This is a genomic window from Bacillus carboniphilus (assembly GCF_039522365.1).
Taxonomy (GTDB): domain Bacteria; phylum Bacillota; class Bacilli; order Bacillales; family JC228; genus Bacillus_BF; species Bacillus_BF carboniphilus.
Window position 1 is genome coordinate 1 of the sequence record NZ_BAAADJ010000012.1, and the last position, 25,963, is coordinate 25,963.

Below are 25,963 nucleotides of genomic sequence, written 5' to 3' on the forward strand. Positions count from 1 at the left end.
GACGTGTGGAGCTGACAGATACTAATCGATCGAGGACTTAACCAATTACATGGTGATTCGGTCCTTACACCTCATTAGTCAGTTATCTAGTTTTGAGAGAATGAAGTTTTTATTTCAGGAACTAAATAAAGAAATTTTCTTATTACCGCGGGGTGGAGCAACGAGCAACACTTCACGAGTAAGCTTCGAGTTGTACCGATTGAGCCACATCTTGAATAGGCTTTCTGAAATCGGGACAGTCATTCCTCTAAAAGATTTTTTCAGGAACTAAATAAAGATTTTTTCTATTACCGCGGGGTGGAGCAGTCTGGTAGCTCGTCGGGCTCATAACCCGAAGGTCGCAGGTTCAAATCCTGCCCCCGCAACCAATCGTAAACCTCTTTGAATAGACGTCGGTGTAGATTTGCGCCGAGCAACGTCTCCGGAGGAGAGGTGTGAGAAGCAAAATGTTTTTGGTCCGGTAGTTCAGTTGGTTAGAATGCCTGCCTGTCACGCAGGAGGTCGCGGGTTCGAGTCCCGTCCGGACCGCCATAATCTCGATTTTTCAACGAAACCCCGTGTGGTTTCGTTTTTTTTGTTGCTTTATTTTAAATTTCGCGGACTCACGTTCCGCTATTTTAATAAAAACGCCGGTTTTTGGAGGACAAACGGACTTACATTCCGCTATTTCATAGTTGGGAGGGCTATTTCACCTGAAATATTATTGAATAGCCGATTCTGTGTCCGCATAACAATTGAAATCATGGTTTTGGGGCAAATAACGGAATCTCTGTCCGCTCTTTGGGCATGCCAAATCTCAGCCGGACTCACGTTCTGTTAATTTAATAAAAATGCCGGTTATTAGTGTTAAAGATACAGGTTCCGTGGAGGAGCAATTAGTACAACAAACTGCCCATTTTTTGCGGTATTGTATATAATTGTGTAAACTACGTTTAGGTAACGATTTTTAATCCTAACCTAATAGAATAGGGTTTTTAAAGTATTCTGCTTACATAGGAGTTATTTTTTATGGAATATACATATAGCTGTCGCAATGAAGAAGAGTTAATCGCGTTAGGTGAGGTACTGGGTTCCCTTCTCAACCCTAAAGATGTTATTGCCATGGAAGGGGATTTAGGAGCTGGTAAAACGACTTTTACAAAGGGGATTGCTAAGGGGTTAGGTGTTACGAAAGTGGTTAATAGCCCAACCTTTACGATTGTAAAAGAATACAATGGTCGTATGCCCCTATATCATATGGATGTGTATCGCCTAGAGGAATCAGATGAAGATTTAGGGTTTGATGAGTATTTTTATGGTGATGGTGTTTCTATCGTTGAATGGGCTCATTTAATTGAAGACTATTTACCATCTGAACGGTTAACGATTCACTTGTATTACGAAGAAGTAGGAAGAAAAATTGTTCTATCCCCGAGTGGGACTCGGTATCATCAATTATGTGAGGAGCTAAAGCATGAATGTGCTCGCGATTGATACATCTAATTATACTTTAGGTGTATCTATCATCAATGAAGAGAAGGTTATTGGGGAATATATCACTAATCTGAAAAAGAATCATTCGATTCGTGTGATGCCTGCGATTGAAGGATTGTTAAAAGACTGTGATATGACTCCTCAGAATATAGATAAAATAGTAGTTGCACAAGGGCCAGGATCTTATACAGGAGTAAGAATAGGCGTAACCATTGCAAAAACGCTAGCGTGGTCTTTACAAGTTCCTTTAGTGGGAGTTTCTAGCCTAAAGGTATTAGCTGCTAGTCATCTATTTTATAATGGGATCATTTGTCCGTTATTTGATGCTAGAAGAAGCCAGGTATATCGAGGATTGTACCGTTATGATCAAACAGAGCTAGTCTCAGTGGTTGAGGACCGATTAGTTTTACTACCGGACTTACTAGAGGATTTAAAGAGTCGCAAAGAGCCTGTTCTATTTGTAGGAGCTGATGTGGGGATACACAGGGAGCTAATTACACAAGAACTAGGCGAACAGGCGCAATTTGTGCCCATTACACATCAAAACCCTAGACCAAGTGAGTTGGCTTATATGGGGCTAAATAAAGAAGGAGTTTCAGGGGATGCTATCCATGCATTTGTACCACAATATTTGCGATTAGCTGAAGCTGAAGCGAAATGGCGAGAGGCGAATGAAAATGATGAATGATAAGGATGCAATGGTGGATACACTTTTTCGGTTTATGACCTTAGAAGATTTAGATGACATTATGGAAGTGGAGCATCAGTCGTTTACTTTACCTTGGAAACGTGATGCATTTATTAGAGAGTTAACGAGTAATCAGTATGCACACTATTGGGTAGTTGAAATCGATGGTAAAGTTGTAGGTTATAGCGGTGTTTGGATTGTCATGGATGAAGCGCATGTTACGAATATTGCAGTTCTTCCACAATATAGAGGGTGGGGGTTAGGAAAGCAGCTGTTAAAAAGAACGATGCAGTTAGCTAAAACTTATAATGCAGCCTCTGTGACACTTGAAGTAAGAGTATCAAATGTCGTAGCTCAAAATCTATATAAAGATTTAGGTTTCCAACCTGGAGGTATTCGAAAAGGCTACTACACGGATAATCAAGAAGACGCATTAGTGATGTGGGTGAATATTTAATGGAATCAACAAACACAAATTCAATTATACTAGCCATTGAAACCTCGTGTGATGAAACGGCTGCAGCTATTGTAAGAAATGAAACGGAGCTTTTATCCAATGTGGTGGCTTCCCAAATTGAAAGCCATAAACGATTTGGTGGTGTGGTCCCTGAAATCGCATCAAGACACCATGTAGAACAAATAACACTTGTTATCGAAGAAGCTCTCAGGAAGGCTGAATTATCGATGGATGATATTGATGCTGTCGCTGTTACGGAGGGGCCGGGTTTGGTAGGAGCTCTATTAGTGGGTGTTAATGCTGCGAAAGCACTGGCCTTTGCGCATGGGAAGCCAATTATAGGAGTGCATCACATTGCAGGCCATATTTATGCGAATCGTTTAGTAGAAGACATGAAGTTCCCTTTACTTTCGCTTGTGGTCTCTGGTGGACACACGGAGCTAATTCTGATGAAAGAACATGGAAGCTTTGAGGTCATTGGAGAAACAAGGGATGATGCAGCTGGAGAGGCGTATGATAAGGTAGCTCGCATGCTTGATTTACCTTACCCGGGTGGTCCCCATATTGATCGCCTTGCTCATGAAGGGACACCAACGTATCCACTTCCAAGAGCGTTATTAGATGAGGACTCTTATGAATTTAGTTTTAGTGGTCTAAAATCTGCTGTTATTAACACGATTCATAATGCCAAGCAAAAGAACCAAGAAATTATAAAGGAAGATTTGGCTGCAAGTTTCCAACAGAGCGTTATAGATGTCTTAGTAGCCAAAACAAAGAAAGCAGTTGAAGAATTTCAAGTTAAACAACTTTTATTAGCAGGTGGTGTTGCTGCCAATAAAGGCCTTAGATCGGAATTAGAAAACACATTTGCTGAAACCGGCGTTGAACTTGTCATTCCACCATTATATTTATGTACGGACAATGCTGCTATGATTGCTGCAGCCGGAGCTGTACTTTATAGAAAAGGTAAGTTTGGTACGATGGCTATGAATGGTCAACCAGGTTTACCGTTAGAGGTTATGAATTAACAATGCTCTCCTTCGCGGGGAGTTTTTTTTGTTGATAACTCAAATTTTTCAATAAAGTTGTGGACAATAGTATGTTGATAATGTGGATATGTTAGCATTTCTTTGTGGATAATGTGGAAAAGCCTGTTGAAAACCCATTTTATGTGGGTAGGTAAGTGGATAGATATGTGTATAACTTGTTGATTTGCATAAGCAGGAAATGGGAATGCAAGCCAGAAACGAGCCCTGAGTGTAGGCAAAACGTTAAGAGAGGGAACGCAACCACAGAACTGCCTCATAGCTCTATCACATTTGAAAGATACACCCACCATAAGCCATAAAACAAAACCCCCTCAATCACGAGGGGGTTCTTTCTATTTACTCAGCCAAAGCAGTCCACTGTTCAACATAATCATCTAATTGATTCTGCAACTCTTCCTGTTTAGATTGAAGTTCAAACAGCTTTTGGTGGTCATCAACATAGTCCGGGTTAAATAACTCTTGTTGAATTTCCTCAATTTCTAGTTCCAGTTGCTCAATTTTTCCTTCGAGCTCTTCGATTTGACGTTTTTTCTGTCTTTCTAATCGCTTTTGCTCTTTTTCTTCTTCATAGGAAAGTTTTGAGCCTAGAGCAGCTTGATTGGATGTAGGTATCTTTTCAGCTTCTAGTCGCTTTAATTCTTCAATCTCTTCTTTCTTCTGTAGGTAGTAATCATAGTCTCCCAAGAATTCTGTTGTACCTTCATTAGATAGCTCAACGACTTTAGTGGCAATCCGGTTCATAAAGTAACGGTCATGGGAAACGAATAAAATGGTTCCGGGATAGTCAATTAATGCGTTCTCTAAAATCTCTTTACTGTCTAGATCAAGGTGGTTGGTGGGCTCATCCAAAATAAGAACGTTAGATTTCTCTAACATGAGCTTAGCAAGAGCAAGCCTTGCTTTTTCCCCGCCACTTAGAGCAGATACTGGTTTTAATACGTCATCACCCGAAAACAAGAAATTACCGAGTACAGTTCTGACTTCTTTTTCGGGTAAGCCAGGATATTCATCCCATAATTCATCTAATACTCTTTTATTAGAATATAGTTTAGCCTGCTCCTGATCATAGTAGCTAATCGACACATTTGCTCCAAATTGGAAAACTCCACTTAACGCTGGAAGTTGGTCGATGAGTGTTTTCAGGAGTGTCGTTTTTCCTATACCGTTCGGACCAATTAGTGCGATGCTCTCGCTTCTATACATATGGAAGGAAATGCCCTCACAGATGGGCGTTTGATTGTAGCCAATGGTTAAGTCATTCACTCTCAACACATCATTACCACTTTGCTTTTCAATCTGGAAGGAGAATGTCGCAGACTTTTCATCTCCTTGTGGACGGTCCATAATTTCCATTTTCTCAAGCGTTCTTCTTCGGCTTTGTGCTCGTTTGGTAGTGGATGCACGAGCTAAATTCTTCTGAATAAAATCTTTTAATTTACTGACTTCTTCTTGCTGTTTCTCATAAGCTTTTATTTCTCGCTCATAGCTCTCCGCTTTTTGTCTCAAATAGGCACTATAGTTACCTGGGAAGGACTGAATTTTATTTCTAGAGATCTCGTAGACATGAGTTGTGATTTTATCTAGAGAATATCGGTCATGAGATACAACTAATACGGCACCTGAATAGGATTGCAGATATCTTTCAAGCCAGGTTAGCGTTTCTATATCCAAGTGGTTGGTAGGCTCGTCCAATACTAGGACATCAGGGCGTGTTAATAATAGCTTTCCGAGTGCAAGTCTAGTTTTCTGTCCACCACTTAGAGACTGAATAGGTGTTTGATAGTCTTTATCGTCAAATTTTAACCCATGTAAAATAGACCGAATATCCGCTTCGTATTGAAAGCCACCTTTTTCTTCAAATGTCACTTGAAGTTGGTCATATTCCTTTAAGTGTTTTTCATATTTGGAAGCATCCTCAAGTAAGGCAGGGTCTGACATGTCTATTTCCATTTTTCTCAATTTTATTTCCATTTCTTTTAAAGGTAAAAACACACTGGCTAATTCATCCCAGATGGATTTAGTAGATTCTAGTCCGGTGTCTTGAGAAAGGTAGCCGATGGTTACATTTTTAGGCTTCATGATCTCTCCCCTGTCATAGGAAAGCTCACCTGCAATAATTTTTAAAAGGGTTGATTTACCGGCCCCATTTCGACCAACGAGTGCAACCCGATCATTTGTTTTTACTTCTAACTTTATATTGGATAAAATCTCTTCTGCGCCGAAGGATTTATATAGTTGCGAAACTTGTAGTAAAATCATTATTTTTCACCTCAAATACTACTCATAGTGTACATGAAAGCAATGAAGTAAACAATTATAACAGTATGGAATAAAGCGCATACAGACAAGGCGCATAAAATGGTGTAGAATAAAAACTACTCAATAGATAAACGTCACTCCTGGCCTTTTACAGGTGAGAAAGACATGCGGGGGTAATAAAATACAATGAATCAAGAGCAAAATAAAATTCCAAGAGCAACAGCCAAAAGGCTGCCCTTATATTATCGCTTTTTGCAAAATTTATCGGCTTCAGGTAAAAAAAGAGTGTCATCAGCGGAACTAAGTGAAGCGGTTAAGGTAGACTCGGCTACGATTAGAAGAGATTTTTCTTACTTTGGAGCGTTAGGGAAAAAGGGATATGGGTATAATGTACAAAGCCTACTTACTTTTTTTAGCAGTGCTTTAGACCAGGATGAAGTAACGAAGGTGGCACTCATTGGAGTGGGTAACTTAGGGACAGCATTTCTAAATTATAATTTTTTAAAAAATAATAATACTAAAATAGAAATCGCATTTGATGTGGACCCTAGTAAGGTAGGGACGAAAATTGGGGATGTCCCCGTCTATGAAATACATCAGATTGGTGAGAAAATCAAAGAAGAAGACATTCAAGTTGCGATATTAACGGTTCCTGTACATGTAGCACAGTCTATTACGGATGAGTTGATAAAAGCGGACATTAAAGGAATTCTAAATTTTACACCAGCCCGTTTAAATGTCCCGTCATCCATTCGAATTCATCATATTGATCTCGCAGTTGAACTGCAATCGTTAGTATATTTTTTAAAGAATTATCCAGAGGACTAGGGTTTAGGGTTCTTTAGATTATAGTCTAACTCCAGCGCCTAAGCTTTTCGAAGTTGTAGAAAAATATTCATAATTTACCTGTTTTCCTATGTTTGACGGAATAAGGTTTTCTAGTATGATAGGAATAGGAGGTGAGGCACACCATGGGTATTGGATGGGGTAGTCTCCTCGTCATAGGACTTGTTGCCGTTTTAATTTTCGGCCCGAAAAAGCTACCTGAATTAGGGAAAGCAGCGGGTAACACCCTTAGAGAATTTAAAAATGCAACAAAAGGCCTTGCAGACGACGATGATGATAAAAAAGAAAAAGCAGGCAATGATGGCAAATAATTAAAGGGTGTCGTTTATGGAACAAAAAGACATGACCGTTTACGAACATATAACAGAACTGAGAAAACGGCTGATTTACGTGGTCGTTTTCTTCTTGTTTGCAGTTATAGGCGGTTTTTTATTAACAGAACCACTCATAAAATTCTTACAGCACGCGGATGAAGCGAAGCATTTAACGATGAATGCGTTCCGGCTGACAGATCCAGTAAAAATATACTTACAAGTTATGTTTATCATTAGTGCAGTCATTACGTTACCATTTGCTTTATATCAATTATGGGCATTTGTGAGTCCAGGACTTTACGAAAAGGAAAGAAAAGTAACCTTAAGTTATATTCCGTTATCTTCTTTCTTGTTTTTATTAGGAATTGCGTTTTCGTATTTTATTTTGTTTCCGTTTGTCGTCCAGTTTATGACGAACATATCAGATAAGCTTAATATACAACAGGTTATTGGAATCAATGAGTATTTTCAGTTTTTGTTCCAAATAACATTACCATTCGGGATTCTATTTCAGCTTCCAGTAGTGGTGATGTTTTTAACTAGATTAGGAATGATTACTCCAATGCTTTTGAAAAGCATTCGTCAGTATGCCTATTTCGTATTACTAGTCATTGCCGCATTTATAACGCCACCGGAACTGTTATCTCACTTGATGGTAACTGTACCGCTCCTGCTTTTGTATGAAATCAGTATATGGGTTTCTAAGATTTCTTATAAAAAAGTACTTCGAGCGGAGCAAAAGGCATTAAATCAATCAAATCATGACTAATAAAAAACACGTGTGAGAAGGAAAGCCTTCTAACACGTGTTTATTTTTTCTTTTGATGTTGTTTAAGCTGGAAATGGATCATGATAAAACGTAAGCCGGATCCGAAATCGAGAGTAGCTAAAATAATGAGCAAGTAAGTAAAGAATCCCCATCCTGATTGCTGGACGTTCTGTATCGCAAAGAAGGTGAAGATAACGCCCAAAACTAGGTATAGGATTCCATTTGATAATGGTCTTCTCATAATGATCCTCCAAAAATCCAATGAGTAGCTAACGATTGATTCTTCGATGTGAGCTGAATAACTACTACAAAGGTATTAAATAGTACATGTGTAATGATGGGTACCCATATACGCCCAGTTTTCACATATAAAAATGCAAAGGTTAAACCTGAAAAGGTGTAGAGGATAATGTGGGCAAAGTCAAAATGAAACAAAGCAAACAGGAATGAACTGGAGAGACCAGCAATCCAGAAGTTTGTGCGTTTATAAATACTTCCAAAGATGACCTTTCGAAACACAATTTCCTCTAATATAGGTCCAGCAATGGAACTTGCTATGATAACGAAGGGATACGCTTCAATAATGGCCATTAAATATTGGGTATTCTCTGATCCAGCTTCTATTCCAAGCCAGTATTCAATTTGAATCCCGATAAATTGAGCGCCTAATGCTAAAAACACTCCAGCAATTCCCCAAATGGCTGCCTCTTCCTTCGACATGGAATGTTTTGAACGAACCTGTTTAAATTCTCCTCGTAATACCCATAGGACAATGATCAGTCCCATAATAAAGCTAAATAGGGTCCAATAAGCAATCGCATTTTGTTTAGCTAAAATACCTTCCGTTCCCATTGCCTCAAAGAATGCAACTAAAACTGGAATACCAACAATACCAGAGAGTTGCATGACAATAAAGGTAATGATGACTAACCAATATTCTTTTTTCAAACTATTGACTCCTTTTATTTTTAAAGAGTTTAACCGTATTCTAATCTATTCTATTTTACAGAAAAATAGGCGACTCAATCAAACAATAGATGTTTTATTGCTAGAAAACAAAATAATAGTCATAGAAAACTTCTTATAAGACTAATATAAGTAAGTACGAAAAAAAAATTCATCTGAATACTTGCATTCATTTGAAGGATTATTTAATATAATAGTTGGGTGTTAGCACTCGGTTAATCAGAGTGCTAATAAAAAAATACATACAAAATTTAAGGAGGTTGTTTCACTTGTTAAAACCACTTGGTGATCGCGTAGTCATTGAACTTGTTGAGTCTGAAGAAAAAACGTCTAGCGGTATCGTATTGCCGGATACGGCGAAAGAAAAGCCTCAAGAAGGTAAAGTTGTTGCTGTAGGAACTGGCCGCGTATTAGATAGCGGTGAGCGTGTAGCGCTTGAAGTATCCGAAGGCGATCGCATTATTTTCTCAAAATATGCTGGTACAGAAGTGAAATACCAAGGTACTGAATATTTAGTTTTACGTGAATCTGACATTTTAGCAGTTGTGAACTAATACTGCCAACGATAAACTTATTGAATTCTAAGGAGGTCGACATTTATGGCTAAAGAAATTAAATTTAGTGAAGAAGCACGTCGCTCAATGCTTCGTGGAGTAGATACACTTGCTAATGCTGTAAAAGTAACATTAGGACCTAAAGGACGTAACGTAGTTCTTGAAAAGAAATACGGTTCTCCACTTATTACAAACGATGGTGTTACCATTGCAAAAGAAATCGAATTAGAAGATGCTTTCGAAAACATGGGAGCTAAGCTTGTTGCAGAAGTTGCATCTAAAACAAACGATGTAGCGGGTGACGGTACAACTACAGCGACTGTTTTAGCACAAGCAATGATTCGTGAAGGTCTTAAAAACGTAACAGCTGGTGCGAACCCAATGGGCGTTCGTAAGGGTATTGAAAAAGCGACTCAAGTAGCAGTTGAAGAGCTTAAAGCAATCTCTAAGCCAATCGAAGGTAAAGCTTCCATTGCACAAGTTGCTTCTATTTCTGCTGCCGATGAAGAAGTAGGACAACTAATTGCGGAAGCTATGGAACGCGTTGGTAACGATGGAGTTATCACAATTGAAGAATCTAAAGGCTTCACAACTGAATTAGATGTTGTAGAAGGTATGCAATTCGACCGTGGATATGCATCTCCATACATGGTAACAGATTCAGATAAAATGGAAGCAGTTCTTGAAAATCCATATATCTTAATCACAGATAAAAAGATTACAAGCATTCAAGAAGTATTACCAGTACTTGAGCAAGTTGTTCAACAAGGTAAACCACTTCTTATTGTTGCTGAAGATGTTGAAGGTGAAGCACTAGCTACATTAGTAGTTAACAAGCTTCGTGGTACATTCAACGCAGTAGCTGTTAAAGCTCCTGGATTCGGTGACCGTCGTAAAGCAATGCTAGAAGACTTAGCGATCCTAACTGGTGGTGAAGTAATCACTGAAGATTTAGGACGTGACCTTAAGTCTGCTACAATCGATTCTCTTGGACGCGCAGCGAAAGTTGTCGTAACAAAAGAAAACACAACTGTTGTAGAAGGTGCTGGAGACGCTGCTCAAATTTCTAGCCGCGTAAACCAAATCCGTGCTCAATATGAAGAGTCTACTTCTGAATTTGATAAAGAAAAACTACAAGAGCGTCTTGCTAAATTAGCAGGTGGAGTAGCTGTAATCAAAGTTGGAGCTGCTACTGAAACTGAGCTAAAAGAACGCAAGCTTCGTATTGAAGATGCACTGAACTCTACACGTGCAGCTGTAGAAGAAGGTATCGTTTCTGGTGGTGGTACTGCACTTGTGAACGTATACAACAAAGTGGCTTCTGTTGAAGCAGAAGGTGATGTTCAAACAGGTATTAACATCGTACTTCGTGCTCTAGAAGAGCCAGTTCGTCAAATCGCTCACAATGCTGGTCTTGAAGGTTCTGTTGTAGTAGAACGCTTAAAGAAAGAAGAAATCGGTGTTGGTTTCAACGCAGCGACAAATGAGTGGGTAAATATGTTTGAAGCGGGTATCGTTGACCCAACGAAAGTAACTCGTTCTGCTCTACAAAATGCAGCTAGTGTATCTGCGATGTTCTTAACTACTGAAGCAGTAGTCGCTGACATCCCAGAAGAAAACGCTGGTGGCGGAATGCCTGACATGGGCGGCATGGGTGGAATGGGCGGCATGATGTAATAAGTGCCCCCAACCCTTGATATAAGTGGGTTTCTAAGTAAGATGAGAGTGTAATGCTAACATTTTGCTAACATTAAGGATTTTAACGGAGGCTTCTCATTAGTTCACTGAACTTTTGGGAAGCTTCTTTTTTCATTTCTTGTATTACATGAAGATACGCAATTTTCGTCATTTGTCATCCGTATGACCAGGCCTATTGTCTACTGTTCTATCAGAGTATTATATTCAAAGAGTTGAGTTAGCTGTGTGTTGCTAGTAACAAATGTAACCCTAAAATAAATATTTCCAATCTCTGATTTTAAAATTTCATCCCGGGTTTGTTCCAAAACAAATCCGGGAATAATATTGACTAGACACTGTTTGGTGTCATATAATAAAGGACACTAATAGGTGTCCTATTTATAATGAAGGAGAGAAGAACTTGAACAATACTGACCAAAAGCAGGATGTTTTTGTAGCTATTGCAGATCCAACAAGACGAAAATTAATACGTTTGTTGGCAGGTACTGAAGAGTTACCTTTACATGAATTAACTCCTCATTTTCAAATGGGTCGGACTGCTGTTTCAAAACATTTAGCTATCTTAAAAGAAGCAGATTTAGTAATCAACCGTAAAATTGGTAGAGAAACAAGGTATCGACTAAATGCAGCTCCTTTACAAGAAGTGAAAGATTGGTTGTCCTTTTATGAAAAGTTTTGGAATGAAAGAGCGTTATTACTAAAGAATATATTGGAGGAATAGTTAGTGACAGAGTTACCGTTATATTTTTTTAGTAACGTATTTTTCTAAAATGTAATTTCAAAAAATTGAAGGAAGGAGTTTCTGAATGACAAATAGTGTAGCAGGTCGTAAGGTTGATGGTTTTTTAAGAAAAGAGAAAAAGTGGAAGAGTGAATTTGAAAAATTAAGACAAATAGTTTTAGATTGTGGCCTAACAGAAGATTTTAAATGGATGCACCCATGTTACACGTTAGATGGAAAAAAGAATATTGTATTAATTCACGGCTTCAAAGAATATTGTGCCCTTTTGTTTCACAAAGGTGCCTTGTTAAAGGATCCCAATAATATACTTATCCAACAAACGGAGAATACCCAGTCTGCACGCCAAATTCGATTCACCAATGTTCAAGAAGTAATGGACATGGAAAACATCCTAAAAACCTATATACATAATGCTATTGAGGTAGAAAAGGCTGGATTGGAAGTAGAATTCAAAAAAACTTCTGAATATACCGTCCCTGAAGAATTACAAGCTAAATTCAATGAAATGCCTGCATTGAAAACAGCATTTGAATCACTGACCCCCGGGCGACAAAGGGCATATCTTTATTATTTTTCTGGAGCCAAACAATCCAAAACTCGATATTCAAGAATTGAGAAATATATGCAGAAAATTTTAGATGGAAAAGGATTAAATGATTAGAATTTTATATATGTATGGAGGAATAGATAATGGCAGATATATCATTAGATTTTCAATTTAAGAGTCCAATTAATAAAGTATGGGAAGCCTTAACAAATTCAGATACTCTTGCACAATGGGTAATGGAAAATAATTTTAAACCCATTGTCGGATACAAATGTCAGTTTCGTAATGAGGAAATAGATTTAATTGTAGATAGTGAAGTATTAGTAGTGGACGAGCCTCATAAGTTATCTTACACATGGATAGGTGGTCCGATAAATACTATCGTCACATGGACATTGAAGGAAGAGGATGGAACAACATATTTACATCTCGACCATACAGGCTTCGACAAAGAAGATCAAGCATTCAACGGTGCGAAATATGGTTGGGCGTATAAGATTGAAGAACTTAATAAAGTGTTAATGGGAATCGAAGAAAAAGGAGTAGCTGAATGAGTTTTTTCAAAGATGCATTATCTATGTTTAAGAAAAGAGATTTATTATTTTTAGAAAGCTACAAAGAATCAGAAGATGTTTATACTTTCCTATTTGAAAAAGAGAATGATTTAAGCTGGATTGCTGGGCAACATGGTTTGTTTACCATAACTCATAAGAAAGTAAAAAACAAAACACGCCCATTTACTGTCGCAGCGGCTCCCGCAGAAAATGTGGTTAGAATAACCATGCGTATAAGCGAAAATCCAAGTGATTTCAAAAAAGCAATGCTAGAACTGAAACAGGGAATGAAAATAAACATGACTGGGCCAATAGGGTCATTTAGTCTAAAAGATAACAGTCCTTCTCTTCTCATCGCAGGTGGAATTGGCATTACACCATTTCGATCAATTTTAAAACAAATTGAGTCAGAAGGAAATGGCATCGGCAAGCCCATACATCTACTCTATTTGGATAGCAATAAGTCATTTATATTCAAAGATGAACTTGATGCGATTGCTAACAATACTTCAATCAGTGTGACGTACCTGGATTTAAGGGATGATTTAAATCAGGAGATAGATTTGTTTACCACCTTAAATAAGGATGATGGTAAGTACTTTATTGCAGGACCAAAGTCAATGGTGAAGTCGGTATCTGACTTTTTAAAGAGTAAACATATTCCGAAGAAGAATATCAAAAAGGATGCCTTTTATGGGTATTAGTAAATATGCGTTAGCAAACTGTTAACCTTTTGCTAACGCAATCCATAAAAAGCGGTGAATTCTTGTTAATTACATTACATGAATAATTTAGAAAATCCTTGATATACGCACTTTAAGCACACCCCGTTAAAGATATTACACACTCTCATCTTAAGGTACGGAATGATGTAATCTGGCCATTGCACTTGATATAAAAGAGGCTTTTCGTATGTTGTTTTAACTTATGGGAGGCTTTTTTTACTTTGCTATGAAAGTTTTGCGGTCTACCATAGTCTTATGGCTGTGGTTTTTCCTATTTTGTCATAATTGTTATTAGTTTTTGTAAAAAAGCGGGCTGAATACTAAAAACTAGTGTGGATTTTGATTTTAGTCCTAATTACAGCCAATTCTATGTGTATTTTTTGAAGTATGGATTCGAAGTTCGAGGTGGTGTGTGCGAAAAACTTGATTTGGGTGCGGAAATTTAAATATGAGTGCGAAAAATCAGGTTTGGGTGCGAATTTTACGATTTGAGTGCAAATCTTTGTTTGAGTGCGATAATTATCATTTATGTGCGAAAAGTGTCTTTTTTAGTGCGAGAATTAGAATTTGAGTGCGGAAATTCAAGTCACACTCGCGCACAATTACAAAACGATGCATCTATTAAAAACTATTTCGTAATCAGAAACAAATTGTAACCGATTAGAAAAGTTCTTGAAATGTACAATTGATACAATGAAAGAGGAACTATAATAACGTCGGGGAAAAGGAAGATTACGATGGAACCTCATGTTGTAACGGCACTAAAAGAATGGAAAACAGAAATACATACATTACTAGAGCATATTGATCAGGAATATGAAGAAACAAGAAGTGATTTACAGGTGTATACTTATAAGTACAACATTACGAAACAAGTCGTCCAATCTACCGTAAACGAAGAAATAATCCGTAATATTCGTGAACAATACCAAAAGCAATTTGAGTCAAAATTCAATGACTTAAAAGGATCGATAAAGGAACTGGAAGAAAGGAAAAAAGTCTATCAAATGTTTATTGATAAGATTGATAAAGTTTTGGAAAAAGGTGATGAGCGATCACCATCGATACAGGCCGAAACTTATTAGAGACCTCTTCTCATCGGTGAAACGATGAGAGGGGGCGTTTCTATTTCATAGTTATGGTATAAACCCATCAGTGTTTTCTACCAATATTTCTTTTCCGCCAATCGTCTCAACAGCTGCTCCAACTGATTGTAACAAATCTCCCGTAATCACAATTTTCTGTGCCTCGGTTAGTACATTCTTATCTAGCGCTGTGATTTCTTTTGTCACACCAAGTGCCTCTAAAATCTGTCCAATGGTTTGAATCCAAACACCTGTGGCCACTTTTATTTCTCCTTCACTCTCTTCTTTTAACATTAATAGTTTCAGTAACAGAATAGCTTCTACTGTTTGTCCTATTGCTTGTAGCCATACAGCTGCTGCTATTTGTTTTTCAATTTTTGAAATTTCTTCTTCAAGCTGATTCTGGTCCCTGTTTATCCTTTTCTTTTTCATAATGTGCCTCCTTAACTCAGGCGTATCAGATACAACCATGCATCTTGGTTTAGGGCCTATGAATACATTATGTTAAGTTATGACAAAAGGATAATGTGGATCTTTTTCATACTTTTGGTTTTCTAACCTAATGTGATATATCTGGTTTCTTACTTTTATCATTATTCAAAGGGGAAAAATGAAAGTCATGGTTATCTGTGACAGAAGCAAAGAAAATATCCTGTACTTCTAATCCTTCTCGTTTAAGTTTTTGAGTGAGCCAATGTACGTCCAACTTTAACTGGCTCAAAGTTTCAAATTCTATCTCTCCATCCATGATGACTGGGTAGGCTACCCCACCTGAAGTTTTGATAATTCCCAAATCCTCAATGGTTACAGTTGATTTCGCCGGTTTTTTATAAACGGTAAGTTTACCATTGGCCTCAACAATTGCGAGTTCCACATCGTTTACGTTAAAAATATCTTTCTCTCTGAGCATTTGTAATACATTATCGATGGAATAACGTATGTGTTGAAGATTATCAACTTGGAAGGTACCATTTCGGATTACAACCGTAGGTTCAAATGTTATCATTCTTCCAAATTTCCGATGGTTAATTTTCAGCTTTGTCACAATAAATTGAAGGACACCTATAGCTGCTATCGCAATAAAAGTATAAATATGTGGGATAGAAGGATCTGCTATATCTGCTCCGGCTACTGCACCCAATACTATGATAATTAAGAAATCAAATACTGGAACTTCACCAACTGACCTCTTTCCCATAATTAAGGTAACAATTAAAAGCCAAGGAATGATCGTAATAATTCGTCCGAGAACTTTTAAAGTATCTATCATTGATAAATCCATAATTTGAACTCCTTTTACCAAAAATTATGAAGGGAATTGATCTACATGTGGAACGAACATAAAGTGGGTTATGTGGGGGAGGAAGTATTGTTAAAAGGGAACCTTCGTTGGTTCCCTTTTCCAATGCTTTACAATAGACTTAGGCTTTAACGCGCATTCGGGAAGACTCTCTGAACCATTTCACCAAATTCCTCAAATAAGCCTTCCACGGGTTCACCACGTTGTATCTTATCACCATAATCCGTCATACGATCCACGAAATCTGGGTTACTGGACACATAAACATTGTCTATGTTGTTATCGGTACCCTTCACTTGTTGTGAAATTTTATCTTCAAGGTCTCTTCTTACGTCACCTTTTGAATCATCCTCAAGTACGACTGCCACATAAGCATTCCTATTAGTGACAATTACATTTGCGGACTTAACTTCAGTTAAGTCTTCAATCTTATCTTGCGCCTTATCTGCTACTCGCATGCGATTCCCTTGATTATTTTGGTTGTTATACCCGACATTTTGGAAGCCTTGATTCTGAGCGTTGTTTTGATTGTTCCCATTGTCTCTCGCTTCATTGTTCATCGCGCATCCTGTCATCAACAATAATGCAGCAACAAAGACTACAGCTCCTTTAACAAAACGCATGGATATTTCCTCCTTTTTAGTATTTATTCATTGTTAGATTTTCCAAAAAGTTTGATGTTATGTAAAAAAGGTGTTTCTTTTCACAATGAAAGGTATTTCTATGTGAAGTGTGGAATATATCTTGAAAGGTTTTTTCAATTTTTGAAGGATGTGCGAAACTATTTTCTAAGTCATACGTCCTATAATGGTGTATAAATATTTCAAAAATGTTACAAACGTAGTTTAAGATATTTCTAGAATGTGATACATTTATTTTAATTGGATATGTATTACCAGTTAGTATATCCACTATTTTCACAAAATTTAGAAAAGATGGAATATCTTGCTACTACTAATCCTGTCCAGAGAGGTAAGCTGTTAGGAGAATAAGCATGTTTCCAATAAATAAAGCTTGTCGTACGTTTACCACTAAATCGAGCAGGATATAAGGTTATTACTCAACTAGGGGCTAGGAGGAATTATTGTTGGAAAACTTTCATCCAGATTTATTAAGAGTTATAGAGAATATTGAGAAAGTGATGATTGGAAAAAGGAATGTAGCTGAGTTAAGCTTGGTTGCCTTACTTGCAGAAGGACACGTATTACTTGAGGATGTTCCAGGAGTCGGTAAAACGATGATGGTTCGTGCATTAGCAAAGTCTGTCAGTGCTAAATTTAGAAGAATTCAGTTTACTCCCGATTTATTACCGTCAGATGTAACGGGGGTTTCTATTTATAACCCAAAGGAATTGGAGTTTGAATTTAAACCAGGCCCAATCATGGGGAATATCATTTTAGCAGATGAGATTAACCGTACATCTCCAAAGACGCAATCTGCTCTCTTAGAAGGTCTTGAAGAGAAGAGCGTAACAATTGACGGTGTCACTCACTATTTGGATCGTCCATTCTTTGTAATGGCGACACAAAACCCAATTGAGTATGAAGGGACATACCCACTTCCTGAGGCACAGTTGGACCGTTTTCTTTTAAAAATGAAAATGGGGTATCCAGAAGTGAACGAAGAGCTTGAAGTCTTAAATCGTGCACAGAAAACACCGCCTATTGAGGATTTAGAGCCCATTATTTCATTAGAGGAGTTACGTGAACTACAACATCAAGTTCGTGAAGTAATTGTAGATGATACGTTAAAAAAATATATCGTGGATATCGCTACGCGTACTAGGTCACACGCTAGCATCTTCTTAGGTGTAAGTCCACGTGGTTCCATTGCGTTAATGAAATCTGCTCAAGCCTATGCATTTTTACATGGTCGTGATTACGTGATTCCTGATGATATTCAGTTTTTAGCTCCTTATGTATTTACCCATCGGATTATATTAAAATCGGAATCTAAATTTGAAGGTGTTTCTGCTGAGGGTGTTGTGAAGCAGATTCTTGGTAGGGTTTCGGTTCCGGTTCAAAGGCTTGTGAAATAACATGAAAAAATGGAAACCTTACTTACTAACGTTTAGTAAGCTTCTAATCCTATTGATCATATCGGGTATTGTATTTAGCTATGCTATGTTTCAGGGCGGATTCGTAAGTTGGTTCTTGTTTTATAGTTTTCTACCTTTTGCTGTTTACTCATTTTTATTAGTATTCTATCCAATTCGTGATTTTAAAGTTGAACGTATGATTACTCATAAAGAGAGGCTAGCGGGAGAAAATTTACCGATTCGATTAAGAATTACAAGAACAGTACCAATCCCATTATTCTTTATGATTGTGGAAGAGCAAGTTTCTGATAAAACAGCTAATCGATTCTTAACTTCCTTAAAGTCATTAGTAATACCTGGCTTTAAACGCCATTTTGAAATGACGTTTACCATCCATCGTGTGCCAAGAGGAGAGCACGAGTTCATGGGAATCCGATTAAAAGTAGGAGACTTATTAGGTCTTATTGAGAAGGAAGTAGTCATCCCCTTTGAAAATAGAATCCTTATATACCCAGCTTATGAGGATATGGTGTACAGACCTGTTGAACATCAATATGAACAAGGGATGACCTCATCCAATGTAAAGGTTCAGCGTGATACAACGATGGCGATTGGTGTTAGAGATTATCAACCAGGTGACCGGTTTTCTTGGATTAACTGGAAAGCCACAGCTAGAAAAAATGAAATCATGACCAAGGAATTTGAACAGAGACGTTCTCATGACGTTATGATTTTACTTGACCGGGATTCTTCAGGACAATTTGAGCGGGTTGTAAACTACGCCTCCTCGCTTACGAGGGCTATTTTAAAAAAGGGAGCTCAATGTGGGCTCACATCCATTGGAAGCGAAAGAACGGTCATTCCTTCCCGTGATGGAGAAGGACAGCTTCAGGCCATCCAGTACCACTTAGCTAAAGTAGAGGCAGATTCTGAACAGCCCCTACATAAGGTAATCGAGACAGAAAGGTTAAGTTTAGTACAGCAACCAATTATTATGGCTATTACATCTCGGATTGACCAAAAGCTACTAGAGGAGATGCGCCGGTTAACACTAAGAAATGCTCAAGTTTTCATTTTTGTTATTAAAAGTAATAACGAAAAACTAACTTCGGAGGAAGTTAAATTAAGGGCCAAAAGTGCTCAAAGTGGAGTATGGGTTCGCTTTGTCCATGAAGGGGAATTTAGCGATTCCTTTGTGGGGGTGAAACGATAATGGCAAAACAAAATGATCGATCATTTATAACGTTAATCCTCCATGTTTTTGGATTTCTATTACTATGGGAATGGATTCGTCCTTTAGAGGAAATCGCTGATACTGGCGACGTCCATGTTTTTCTACTCTTCATGGCAATTGGTCTGTTGCTATTTTATTTTAAAATTCACTGGGGGCTTAATATTGCCTTAAGTGTCATTTATATTTTCTATACTTTATATGTCCTTTTTCCAATTGAGGGGATCTTTAAGTTTCGAGAATGGTTTCCTTTTTATTTGGAGGACCTAAAATATAACAGCCAATTGGTTATACAAGCAGACTGGCAGGGAATGTCTAACCCATTTAGAACAACGTTATTCTTTGTTGTCCTATGGTTGATGGTCTACTTGATTCACTATTGGGTAACAACTAGAAAACGAATCTTTCTATTCCTGTTCTTTACGTTAATCTACATTACGGTATTAGATACTTTTACACCTTATGATGCCAAGATTGCAATTGTGCGTTCTGTGATTATCGGGTTTTTGGCACTTGGATTACTGTATTATGTCCGATTACTTGAACAGGAAGGGATTAAAGAAAAAGGAAAGTGGCTAAATAAATGGGCGCTCTCCTTAAGTATTATGGTTGGTTTCAGTTCATTAGTCGCCTATGCTGCACCGAAAGCAACACCTATCTGGCCAGATCCAGTTCCTTATTTAGAAGCCTATTATAAGCGTGGGGAAGACCCAGGTGGATTTAAGCGATCTGGATATTCACAAGATGATTCAAGCTTGGGTGGACCTTATATCGCGGATAACTCCCTTGTATTTTCAGCTGAGGTAGATGAACCCCACTATTGGCGTATAGAAGCGAAGGATGTATATACGGGCAAGGGCTGGGTTTCTTCTTTGCCACAGCAGCCTGTTAATTTTACAGCAGGAGAACTAGTTCCGTTTTCTGTTTTTCCAGAAGAAAGTAAAGGTCCAATCGAAAGAACGGCGAGAGTTCAATTCTCTCAAAACTTCTCTCAGCTAGCGTATCCTACGGGAATAAAAACGGTAGTTGACACAAATCCTGATGCAACTTTCCTTTTAGATGCATCTGTAGAAAAAATTACACCACAACGGAACGGTGTACCAACTCCACTTTCGGCAATTGAGTATTCGTATCACCTCCCACTTTATAGCTTAAGTGGAATGAAAGCAGCACAAACTACAGGCGGAATGTCACCAGATGTGGTTGCTCGATATACCCAGTTACCAGAAACGTTACCTGAAAGAGTTTCAGAGCTTGCTTTAGAAATTACAAAAGATGAAACAAACTGGTATGACAAAGCAGTTGCTATTCGGGATTATTTACGGAACGGCCAATATGTATATGATGAATTAGATGTTGCTGTTCCGGGTGAAGAAGATGATTACGTTGACCAATTCTTATTTGAAAGCATGAAGGGGTATTGTGATAACTTCTCTACCTCTATGGTCGTTATGTTAAGAACGCTGGATATCCCAGCTAGATGGACAAAGGGGTTCACAGAGGGAACGGTTACTGATTACTTATCAAATGGGCACGTTGTTTATGAAGTCCAAAATAGTAACGCCCATTCTTGGGTAGAAGTTTACTTTCCGAATGTCGGTTGGGTTCCGTTTGAGCCAACACCTGGATATAGTAACAATGCCAATATTAAATATGATCTAGAAATTGATTCTCCAGAAACAGAAGCTCCTGAGACCCCAGAGGTTGAACAGCCTGAAGAGCAAACTCCTGAGGAAGAAGAGGGTGCTGGAGCTTCAGGGAAAAATAGTTTCTCTTTTAGTGAGATGTGGGATTCCATTAAGCTTTTCTTTAATACGTATAAGAATTGGATGCTTGCTGGGTTAGTTATTATAGGTTTCATTAGTTGGCTCCTTTATAAACAGCGAGTTAAATGGCTTCCAAGATTTTTAATATTGAAATATAAACGGAAGAAGGATGTCGCCTCTTTTATGAATTCTTATATCTCATTACTAGATCAGTTCAGGAGATATGGTATTAAGTTCGAGGATGGTCAGACATTAAGGATGTATGCCAAATATATTGATTTCTTCTTCTCAACCAAAGATATGACAAAGCTAACGAAAGCGTATGAAAGTGCTTTATACGGACATCAAAAAGATGGGGATTTTGAAGATTTAATGAAATGTTGGGAAAACTTAATGAAGAAAACATTGTCTTGATTATCTTAACTTTGACTGTTAAAATACGTTTAAATTTAAGAACACCTAGTTCTTGAACAAATAGAAACTAGAATTCTGTCACAAGTTGACAGGTTCTAGTTTTTTATTGGGAAGCGAGAATCTAGTGTCCTTACATTTGGCGTTTTGAATCAAAGGCAAATTGAATAAACGAGGTGGCTAATCATGACAAAATCTGCTTTCCCTACACAGGAAAAAATTATTGTATTGGATTTCGGAAGCCAATACAATCAGCTAATCACCCGAAGAATTCGGGAGTTCGGTGTGTATTCTGAATTACATCCTCACACTTTGTCAGCTAGTGAGTTAAAAGAAATGAATCCTAGTGGAATCATTTTTTCAGGAGGACCTAATAGTGTATACGGTGAGAACTCTTTCCGGTGTGATGAAGAGATTTTTGACCTAGGTGTTCCGGTTCTTGGTATTTGCTACGGCATGCAACTAATCACTCATCTCTTTGGTGGAAAGGTAGAAAAGGCTTCTCATAGAGAATATGGGAAAGCGACATTGAAGGTTCAGGAAGACTCTCCATTATTCGATAATCTACCAAAAGAGCAAACGGTTTGGATGAGCCATGGTGACTTGGTAACACAAACACCTGAAGGTTTCCGTATAGACGGGACAAATCCTTCATGCCCAATTGCTGCTATGAGTAATGATGCAAAAAGAATTTATGCTGTGCAATTTCATCCAGAAGTTCGCCATTCTGAATATGGTAATGACCTTTTGAAAAATTTCGTATTCAACATCTGTGGGTGTAAAGAAGAATGGTCAATGGAAAACTTCATCGATTTAGAAATCCAGAAGATTCAAAAACTAGTGGGTGACAAAAAAGTACTTTGTGCACTAAGCGGTGGAGTGGATTCATCTGTAGTAGCAGCTTTAGTTCATAAGGCAATCGGCGATCAATTAACTTGTATGTTCGTTGACCATGGACTTCTTCGTAAAGGAGAAGCGGAGGGTGTAATGAAGACCTTCTCAGAAGGGTTTAATATGAACGTAGTTAAAATTGATGCACAGGAAAGATTTTTATCAAAGCTAGCGGGTGTCTCTGATCCTGAGAAGAAAAGAAAGATTATCGGAAACGAGTTTATCTATGTATTCGATGATGAAGCAACAAAATTGGAAGGTATTGAGTTTTTAGCTCAAGGGACGCTCTATACGGATATTATTGAGAGTGGAACAGCAACGGCACAAACCATTAAATCTCATCATAACGTAGGTGGTCTTCCAGAAGATATGCAGTTCAAACTGATCGAGCCGTTGAATACACTGTTTAAAGATGAGGTTCGTGCATTAGGAACGCAGCTCGGATTACCAGATGAAATTGTTTGGCGTCAGCCTTTTCCAGGTCCAGGTCTTGCCATTCGAGTTCTTGGTGAGGTCACGGAGGAGAAATTGAAAATTGTTCGTGACTCGGACGCCATTTTACGCGAAGAAATCAGCAACTTTGGTCTAGAGAGGGATGTATGGCAGTACTTTACTGTTCTGCCGGGCATTAAGAGTGTAGGTGTTATGGGAGATACAAGAACCTACGACCACACTATTGGTATTAGAGCGGTTACTTCTATTGACGGAATGACCTCTGATTGGGCTCGTTTACCTTGGGAAGTTTTAGAGAAAATTTCAACGCGTATTGTCAATGAGGTCGAGCATGTAAACCGTGTCGTATATGACATTACCAGTAAACCACCTGCAACGATTGAATGGGAATAATAACATTATTGGCGAACAATACCAAAAGTATTGCGTTTAATGTTCGTATTTTTTGTTGACATCCTAATTGGGTTCCGATACAATGAGGATTGTAATCATACTACAATTTAATGAAAACATTACGTCGTATAAAATCAGGAATATGGCCTGATCGTTTCTACCGAGCTACCGTAAATAGCTTGACTACGAGGTAATGTGATATATGGGTCTACTTTGTTTTGTTATGAACAAGGTATCCGTTTATTCACATGCCTTTGTAAGCACTCCGACGTTATCCTGTCAGGAGTGCTTTTTCGTTATATGGGACCTAGAGACAAAGCCCTATAACGTACAATAATTCCATTAGACTATAAATCTAACAAAGGAATTATGTGGTCACTCGGCTTAGAAGTGTGCGACGATAAGGAGGAGAAAAGAATGAAAAAGTTTTTCCAATTTGAAGAGTTGGGAACAAATTACCGCCGTGAAATTATCGGAGGTCTCACTACTTTCTTATCAATGGCATACATTCTTGTCGTCAACCCATTAACTTTATCATTAGCAGATGTTGATGGTTTAGATGATGCATTGAGAATGGATATGGGGGCTGTATTCGTAGCGACAGCACTTGCTGCTGCAATCGGTTCTTTATTAATGGGGCTTATTGCAAAGTACCCAATAGCATTGGCACCTGGAATGGGCTTAAATGCATTCTTTGCTTATACAGTTGTTTTAACAATGGGGATCCCATGGGAAACAGCTCTAACAGGTGTTTTACTTTCAGGAATTATCTTTATACTCTTAACTGTTTCAGGATTACGTGAAAAAATTATTAACTCTATACCTGCCGAACTTAAATATGCGGTAGGAGCAGGTATTGGTCTCTTCATTACATTTATTGGACTTAAGAACGCTGAAATTATTGTAGATAATCCTGCTACATTTGTAGGGTTAGGGAACTTAACAAATCCTAGTGCGTTATTAGCTATTTTTGGTCTTGTAATTACTGTTATTTTCATGACAAAAGGTGTAAAGGGCGGTATCTTTTACGGAATCGTTATTACAGCAATCGTAGGTATTATATTCAATCAAATTGATACACCGACAAAAATTATTGGTGATGTACCAAGTCTCTCACCAACTTTCGGTGCAGCACTTGACCCATTCTTTAATGGAATGGAAGGAATCTTTACGATTAACATGTTAGTGGTTGTACTAACTTTCCTCTTTGTAGACTTCTTTGATACAGCAGGTACATTAGTAGCTGTTGCAAATCAAGCCGGTCTAATGAAGGAAAACAAATTGCCAAGAGCGGGTAAAGCATTATTCGCAGATTCTTGTGCTACCGTAGCAGGTGCAGTTCTGGGTACATCTACTACTACATCTTATATTGAATCATCATCAGGGGTTGCGGCAGGAGCGCGTTCTGGTTTTGCTTCAGTTGTAACGGCAGGGTTATTTATCGTATCGATCCTGTTCTTCCCATTATTATCTGTAGTAACATCAGCGGTTACAGCACCTGCACTCATCATTGTCGGTGTCCTAATGGTTTCATCACTTGGAAAGATTGATTGGGATCGATTTGAAATTGCGGTTCCAGCATTCCTAACCATTATTGCGATGCCGCTAACTTACAGTATTGCTACAGGTATTGCGATCGGATTTATCTTCTATCCAATTACAATGTTAGTAAAAGGAAAAGTAAGAGAGATTCATCCAATTATGTATGGCTTGTTTGTAATATTTGTTCTCTACTTTATCTTCTTGATTTAATAAAACATGAAAAAAGCTCCTTTAGGTAAACCTGAGGGAGCTTTTCATTTTTATATAAAGTCTAGGCTTTTATTTGTTCACTCTTATGAGCATCAATCAATAGAAATACTGCTGTTATGATATGCATAACCATACCTACAAATGGAATCCACCCTATACAACTTGTGATAATACCTAAAATACTTCCGTGCTTATTCTGATTTTCACGTATAGAAAAGATGAGAGTAATAATATGGAGTGCAAGTAAAATATACAATGGTGTCCATGCTAATGAAAGAATGAGAAGCCCTCCTAAAAAAGGAATACCTAATAGAGCTTCTAAACCTCCAGTGATCCACTTTAGGATTGTCGATGTTTTCATATGCAATCACCTCACATTCTTCTTATTATATGTTCATACAAATCTTTTATTTATAAAAATGGATAGTTTGCGGTGCAATTAGGATAAAAAAGTTATTGTAGAAATATGTCGAATCTTGCTTGACGGAGGTTTATCTCCGTGATAAGATTAGAAACATCTTTTGCTAACAATGTGTCAGCGCTAATGAGGCGTTGACATGTTGTTTTTACTTTGATAGATTTATAGAGTTGTTTGAACATGACTCTTTAATTCGAAAAACTATTGACATATAATATTCTGTGTTATAAGATAGTATTCTTGCTGCTAAGCGATATAAAACATTAGTTGTTTTTACCAAGTATTTACTATTGAAATATAATGACATCCGTTATATAGTAGTTATCTTGGTCCGATAGGAAGCAAGGTGTCGGAATTATCTTTTGATAACTTCACACAAAAAATGCTATTGACATATAATAATTATATTGATATAGTATAAATCTTCACTAAATTTGTTCCTTGAAAACTGAACAAAGAAAAACGTCAACGTTAATTCAATTTTTTTATTTTATGAGCTATTCAAATCTTTTCTTTTATGGAGAGTTTGATCCTGGCTCAGGACGAACGCTGGCGGCGTGCCTAATACATGCAAGTCGAGCGAA

At 37.8% G+C, this 25,963-nt stretch carries 26 protein-coding genes, 2 tRNA genes, 1 rRNA gene and 1 riboswitch; of the genes, 22 read left to right on the top strand and 7 right to left on the bottom strand.

Annotated elements, in window-relative coordinates; all coding sequences use genetic code 11:
* The first annotated feature begins 291 nt into the window (after positions 1 to 291).
* The 6 genes from ABDZ91_RS05970 (at position 292) to tsaD (ending at position 3,646) form a co-directional block, all read left to right on the top strand.
* Positions 292 to 368 (top strand) — tRNA-Met (locus ABDZ91_RS05970).
* Between the two features lie 86 nt (positions 369 to 454).
* Positions 455 to 531, top strand: a tRNA-Asp gene (locus ABDZ91_RS05975).
* A 477-nt stretch (positions 532 to 1,008) separates the two neighbouring features.
* On the top strand, positions 1,009 to 1,473 hold the full coding sequence (gene tsaE / locus ABDZ91_RS05980; RefSeq protein WP_343797198.1) for a tRNA (adenosine(37)-N6)-threonylcarbamoyltransferase complex ATPase subunit type 1 TsaE: 465 nt from the start codon (positions 1,009 to 1,011) through the stop codon (positions 1,471 to 1,473).
* Complete coding sequence (gene tsaB / locus ABDZ91_RS05985) at positions 1,454 to 2,161, top strand: tRNA (adenosine(37)-N6)-threonylcarbamoyltransferase complex dimerization subunit type 1 TsaB (protein ID WP_343797199.1); 708 nt, start codon at positions 1,454 to 1,456, stop codon at positions 2,159 to 2,161. Before tsaE ends, tsaB begins: the two co-directional genes overlap by 20 nt.
* Positions 2,151 to 2,618 (top strand): ribosomal protein S18-alanine N-acetyltransferase, encoded by a 468-nt coding sequence (gene rimI, locus ABDZ91_RS05990; RefSeq protein ID WP_343797201.1) that lies wholly within the window; start codon positions 2,151 to 2,153, stop codon positions 2,616 to 2,618. The genes tsaB and rimI overlap by 11 nt, the downstream gene beginning before the upstream one ends.
* On the top strand, positions 2,618 to 3,646 hold the full coding sequence (gene tsaD / locus ABDZ91_RS05995; protein WP_343797203.1) for a tRNA (adenosine(37)-N6)-threonylcarbamoyltransferase complex transferase subunit TsaD: 1,029 nt from the start codon (positions 2,618 to 2,620) through the stop codon (positions 3,644 to 3,646). Before rimI ends, tsaD begins: the two co-directional genes overlap by 1 nt.
* A gap of 357 nt (positions 3,647 to 4,003) precedes the next feature.
* Here tsaD and ABDZ91_RS06000 read toward each other — a convergent pair whose 3' ends face one another.
* Positions 4,004 to 5,926, bottom strand: coding sequence for an ABC-F family ATP-binding cassette domain-containing protein (locus ABDZ91_RS06000; protein WP_343797205.1), 1,923 nt, complete (start codon positions 5,924 to 5,926; stop codon positions 4,004 to 4,006).
* A gap of 186 nt (positions 5,927 to 6,112) precedes the next feature.
* On the opposite strand from ABDZ91_RS06000, the gene ABDZ91_RS06005 reads away from it, so the two are divergent.
* The 3 genes from ABDZ91_RS06005 (at position 6,113) to tatC (ending at position 7,855) form a co-directional block, all read left to right on the top strand.
* The gene (locus ABDZ91_RS06005; RefSeq protein WP_343797206.1) at positions 6,113 to 6,754 is read left to right on the top strand and encodes a redox-sensing transcriptional repressor Rex; all 642 of its coding nucleotides are present in this window, start codon (positions 6,113 to 6,115) and stop codon (positions 6,752 to 6,754) included.
* A gap of 143 nt (positions 6,755 to 6,897) precedes the next feature.
* Positions 6,898 to 7,083, top strand: a complete 186-nt coding sequence (locus ABDZ91_RS06010) for a twin-arginine translocase TatA/TatE family subunit (protein WP_343797208.1) — start codon at positions 6,898 to 6,900, stop codon at positions 7,081 to 7,083.
* A 16-nt stretch (positions 7,084 to 7,099) separates the two neighbouring features.
* Positions 7,100 to 7,855: a twin-arginine translocase subunit TatC gene (gene tatC / locus ABDZ91_RS06015; protein ID WP_343797210.1), complete on the top strand. Its 756-nt coding sequence runs from the start codon at positions 7,100 to 7,102 to the stop codon at positions 7,853 to 7,855.
* A gap of 40 nt (positions 7,856 to 7,895) precedes the next feature.
* Here the strand turns inward: tatC and ABDZ91_RS06020 are convergent, their stop codons facing one another.
* Positions 7,896 to 8,096: a YdiK family protein gene (locus tag ABDZ91_RS06020; protein WP_343797212.1), complete on the bottom strand. Its 201-nt coding sequence runs from the start codon at positions 8,094 to 8,096 to the stop codon at positions 7,896 to 7,898.
* Positions 8,093 to 8,803, bottom strand: coding sequence for a CPBP family intramembrane glutamic endopeptidase (locus ABDZ91_RS06025; RefSeq protein ID WP_343797214.1), 711 nt, complete (start codon positions 8,801 to 8,803; stop codon positions 8,093 to 8,095). The genes ABDZ91_RS06020 and ABDZ91_RS06025 overlap by 4 nt, the downstream gene beginning before the upstream one ends.
* Positions 8,804 to 9,090: 287 nt before the next feature.
* Between ABDZ91_RS06025 and groES the strand changes: the two genes are divergently transcribed.
* The 7 genes from groES (at position 9,091) to ABDZ91_RS06060 (ending at position 14,726) form a co-directional block, all read left to right on the top strand.
* Complete coding sequence (groES, locus tag ABDZ91_RS06030) at positions 9,091 to 9,375, top strand: co-chaperone GroES (RefSeq protein WP_343797240.1); 285 nt, start codon at positions 9,091 to 9,093, stop codon at positions 9,373 to 9,375.
* A 45-nt stretch (positions 9,376 to 9,420) separates the two neighbouring features.
* Entirely contained in the window at positions 9,421 to 11,052 is a 1,632-nt protein-coding gene (groL, locus tag ABDZ91_RS06035) for a chaperonin GroEL (RefSeq protein ID WP_343797216.1), read from the top strand.
* Positions 11,053 to 11,473: 421 nt separating this feature from the next.
* Positions 11,474 to 11,794, top strand: coding sequence for an ArsR/SmtB family transcription factor (locus ABDZ91_RS06040; RefSeq protein WP_343797218.1), 321 nt, complete (start codon positions 11,474 to 11,476; stop codon positions 11,792 to 11,794).
* An 85-nt stretch (positions 11,795 to 11,879) separates the two neighbouring features.
* Complete coding sequence (locus ABDZ91_RS06045) at positions 11,880 to 12,476, top strand: YdeI/OmpD-associated family protein (RefSeq protein ID WP_343797220.1); 597 nt, start codon at positions 11,880 to 11,882, stop codon at positions 12,474 to 12,476.
* A gap of 29 nt (positions 12,477 to 12,505) precedes the next feature.
* Entirely contained in the window at positions 12,506 to 12,916 is a 411-nt protein-coding gene (locus ABDZ91_RS06050) for an SRPBCC family protein (RefSeq protein ID WP_343797221.1), read from the top strand.
* Positions 12,913 to 13,620 carry an FAD-dependent oxidoreductase gene (locus ABDZ91_RS06055; RefSeq protein ID WP_343797222.1) on the top strand — a complete coding sequence of 236 codons (708 nt, stop codon included), beginning with the start codon at positions 12,913 to 12,915 and terminating at the stop codon, positions 13,618 to 13,620. Before ABDZ91_RS06050 ends, ABDZ91_RS06055 begins: the two co-directional genes overlap by 4 nt.
* A gap of 758 nt (positions 13,621 to 14,378) precedes the next feature.
* Positions 14,379 to 14,726, top strand: coding sequence for a hypothetical protein (locus ABDZ91_RS06060; protein ID WP_343797223.1), 348 nt, complete (start codon positions 14,379 to 14,381; stop codon positions 14,724 to 14,726).
* A gap of 51 nt (positions 14,727 to 14,777) precedes the next feature.
* On the opposite strand, the gene ABDZ91_RS06065 is transcribed toward ABDZ91_RS06060, so the two are convergent.
* The 3 genes from ABDZ91_RS06065 to ABDZ91_RS06075 form a co-directional block, all read right to left on the bottom strand.
* Positions 14,778 to 15,158 (bottom strand): hypothetical protein, encoded by a 381-nt coding sequence (locus tag ABDZ91_RS06065; RefSeq protein WP_343797224.1) that lies wholly within the window; start codon positions 15,156 to 15,158, stop codon positions 14,778 to 14,780.
* A 127-nt stretch (positions 15,159 to 15,285) separates the two neighbouring features.
* Positions 15,286 to 16,008, bottom strand: a complete 723-nt coding sequence (locus ABDZ91_RS06070; protein WP_343797225.1) for a DUF421 domain-containing protein — start codon at positions 16,006 to 16,008, stop codon at positions 15,286 to 15,288.
* A 146-nt stretch (positions 16,009 to 16,154) separates the two neighbouring features.
* On the bottom strand, positions 16,155 to 16,649 hold the full coding sequence (locus ABDZ91_RS06075) for a YhcN/YlaJ family sporulation lipoprotein (RefSeq protein ID WP_343797227.1): 495 nt from the start codon (positions 16,647 to 16,649) through the stop codon (positions 16,155 to 16,157).
* Between the two features lie 464 nt (positions 16,650 to 17,113).
* Between ABDZ91_RS06075 and ABDZ91_RS06080 the strand changes: the two genes are divergently transcribed.
* From ABDZ91_RS06080 to ABDZ91_RS06100, 5 genes are all read left to right on the top strand, one after another.
* The gene (locus ABDZ91_RS06080; protein ID WP_425541793.1) at positions 17,114 to 18,064 is read left to right on the top strand and encodes an AAA family ATPase; all 951 of its coding nucleotides are present in this window, start codon (positions 17,114 to 17,116) and stop codon (positions 18,062 to 18,064) included.
* Position 18,065: 1 nt separating this feature from the next.
* Positions 18,066 to 19,277, top strand: coding sequence for a DUF58 domain-containing protein (locus tag ABDZ91_RS06085; protein ID WP_343797231.1), 1,212 nt, complete (start codon positions 18,066 to 18,068; stop codon positions 19,275 to 19,277).
* Positions 19,277 to 21,475, top strand: a complete 2,199-nt coding sequence (locus ABDZ91_RS06090) for a transglutaminase TgpA family protein (RefSeq protein WP_343797233.1) — start codon at positions 19,277 to 19,279, stop codon at positions 21,473 to 21,475. Before ABDZ91_RS06085 ends, ABDZ91_RS06090 begins: the two co-directional genes overlap by 1 nt.
* A gap of 183 nt (positions 21,476 to 21,658) precedes the next feature.
* Positions 21,659 to 23,209: a glutamine-hydrolyzing GMP synthase gene (guaA, locus tag ABDZ91_RS06095; RefSeq protein WP_343797235.1), complete on the top strand. Its 1,551-nt coding sequence runs from the start codon at positions 21,659 to 21,661 to the stop codon at positions 23,207 to 23,209.
* A gap of 104 nt (positions 23,210 to 23,313) precedes the next feature.
* Positions 23,314 to 23,415: riboswitch (purine riboswitch) on the top strand.
* A gap of 211 nt (positions 23,416 to 23,626) precedes the next feature.
* Positions 23,627 to 24,961, top strand: a complete 1,335-nt coding sequence (locus ABDZ91_RS06100) for an NCS2 family permease (RefSeq protein ID WP_343797237.1) — start codon at positions 23,627 to 23,629, stop codon at positions 24,959 to 24,961.
* Between the two features lie 61 nt (positions 24,962 to 25,022).
* Here ABDZ91_RS06100 and ABDZ91_RS06105 read toward each other — a convergent pair whose 3' ends face one another.
* Complete coding sequence (locus ABDZ91_RS06105; RefSeq protein ID WP_343797239.1) at positions 25,023 to 25,322, bottom strand: hypothetical protein; 300 nt, start codon at positions 25,320 to 25,322, stop codon at positions 25,023 to 25,025.
* 571 nt (positions 25,323 to 25,893) lie between these two features.
* On the opposite strand from ABDZ91_RS06105, the gene ABDZ91_RS06110 reads away from it, so the two are divergent.
* A 16S ribosomal RNA gene (locus tag ABDZ91_RS06110) occupies positions 25,894 to 25,963 on the top strand; the annotation flags it as partial.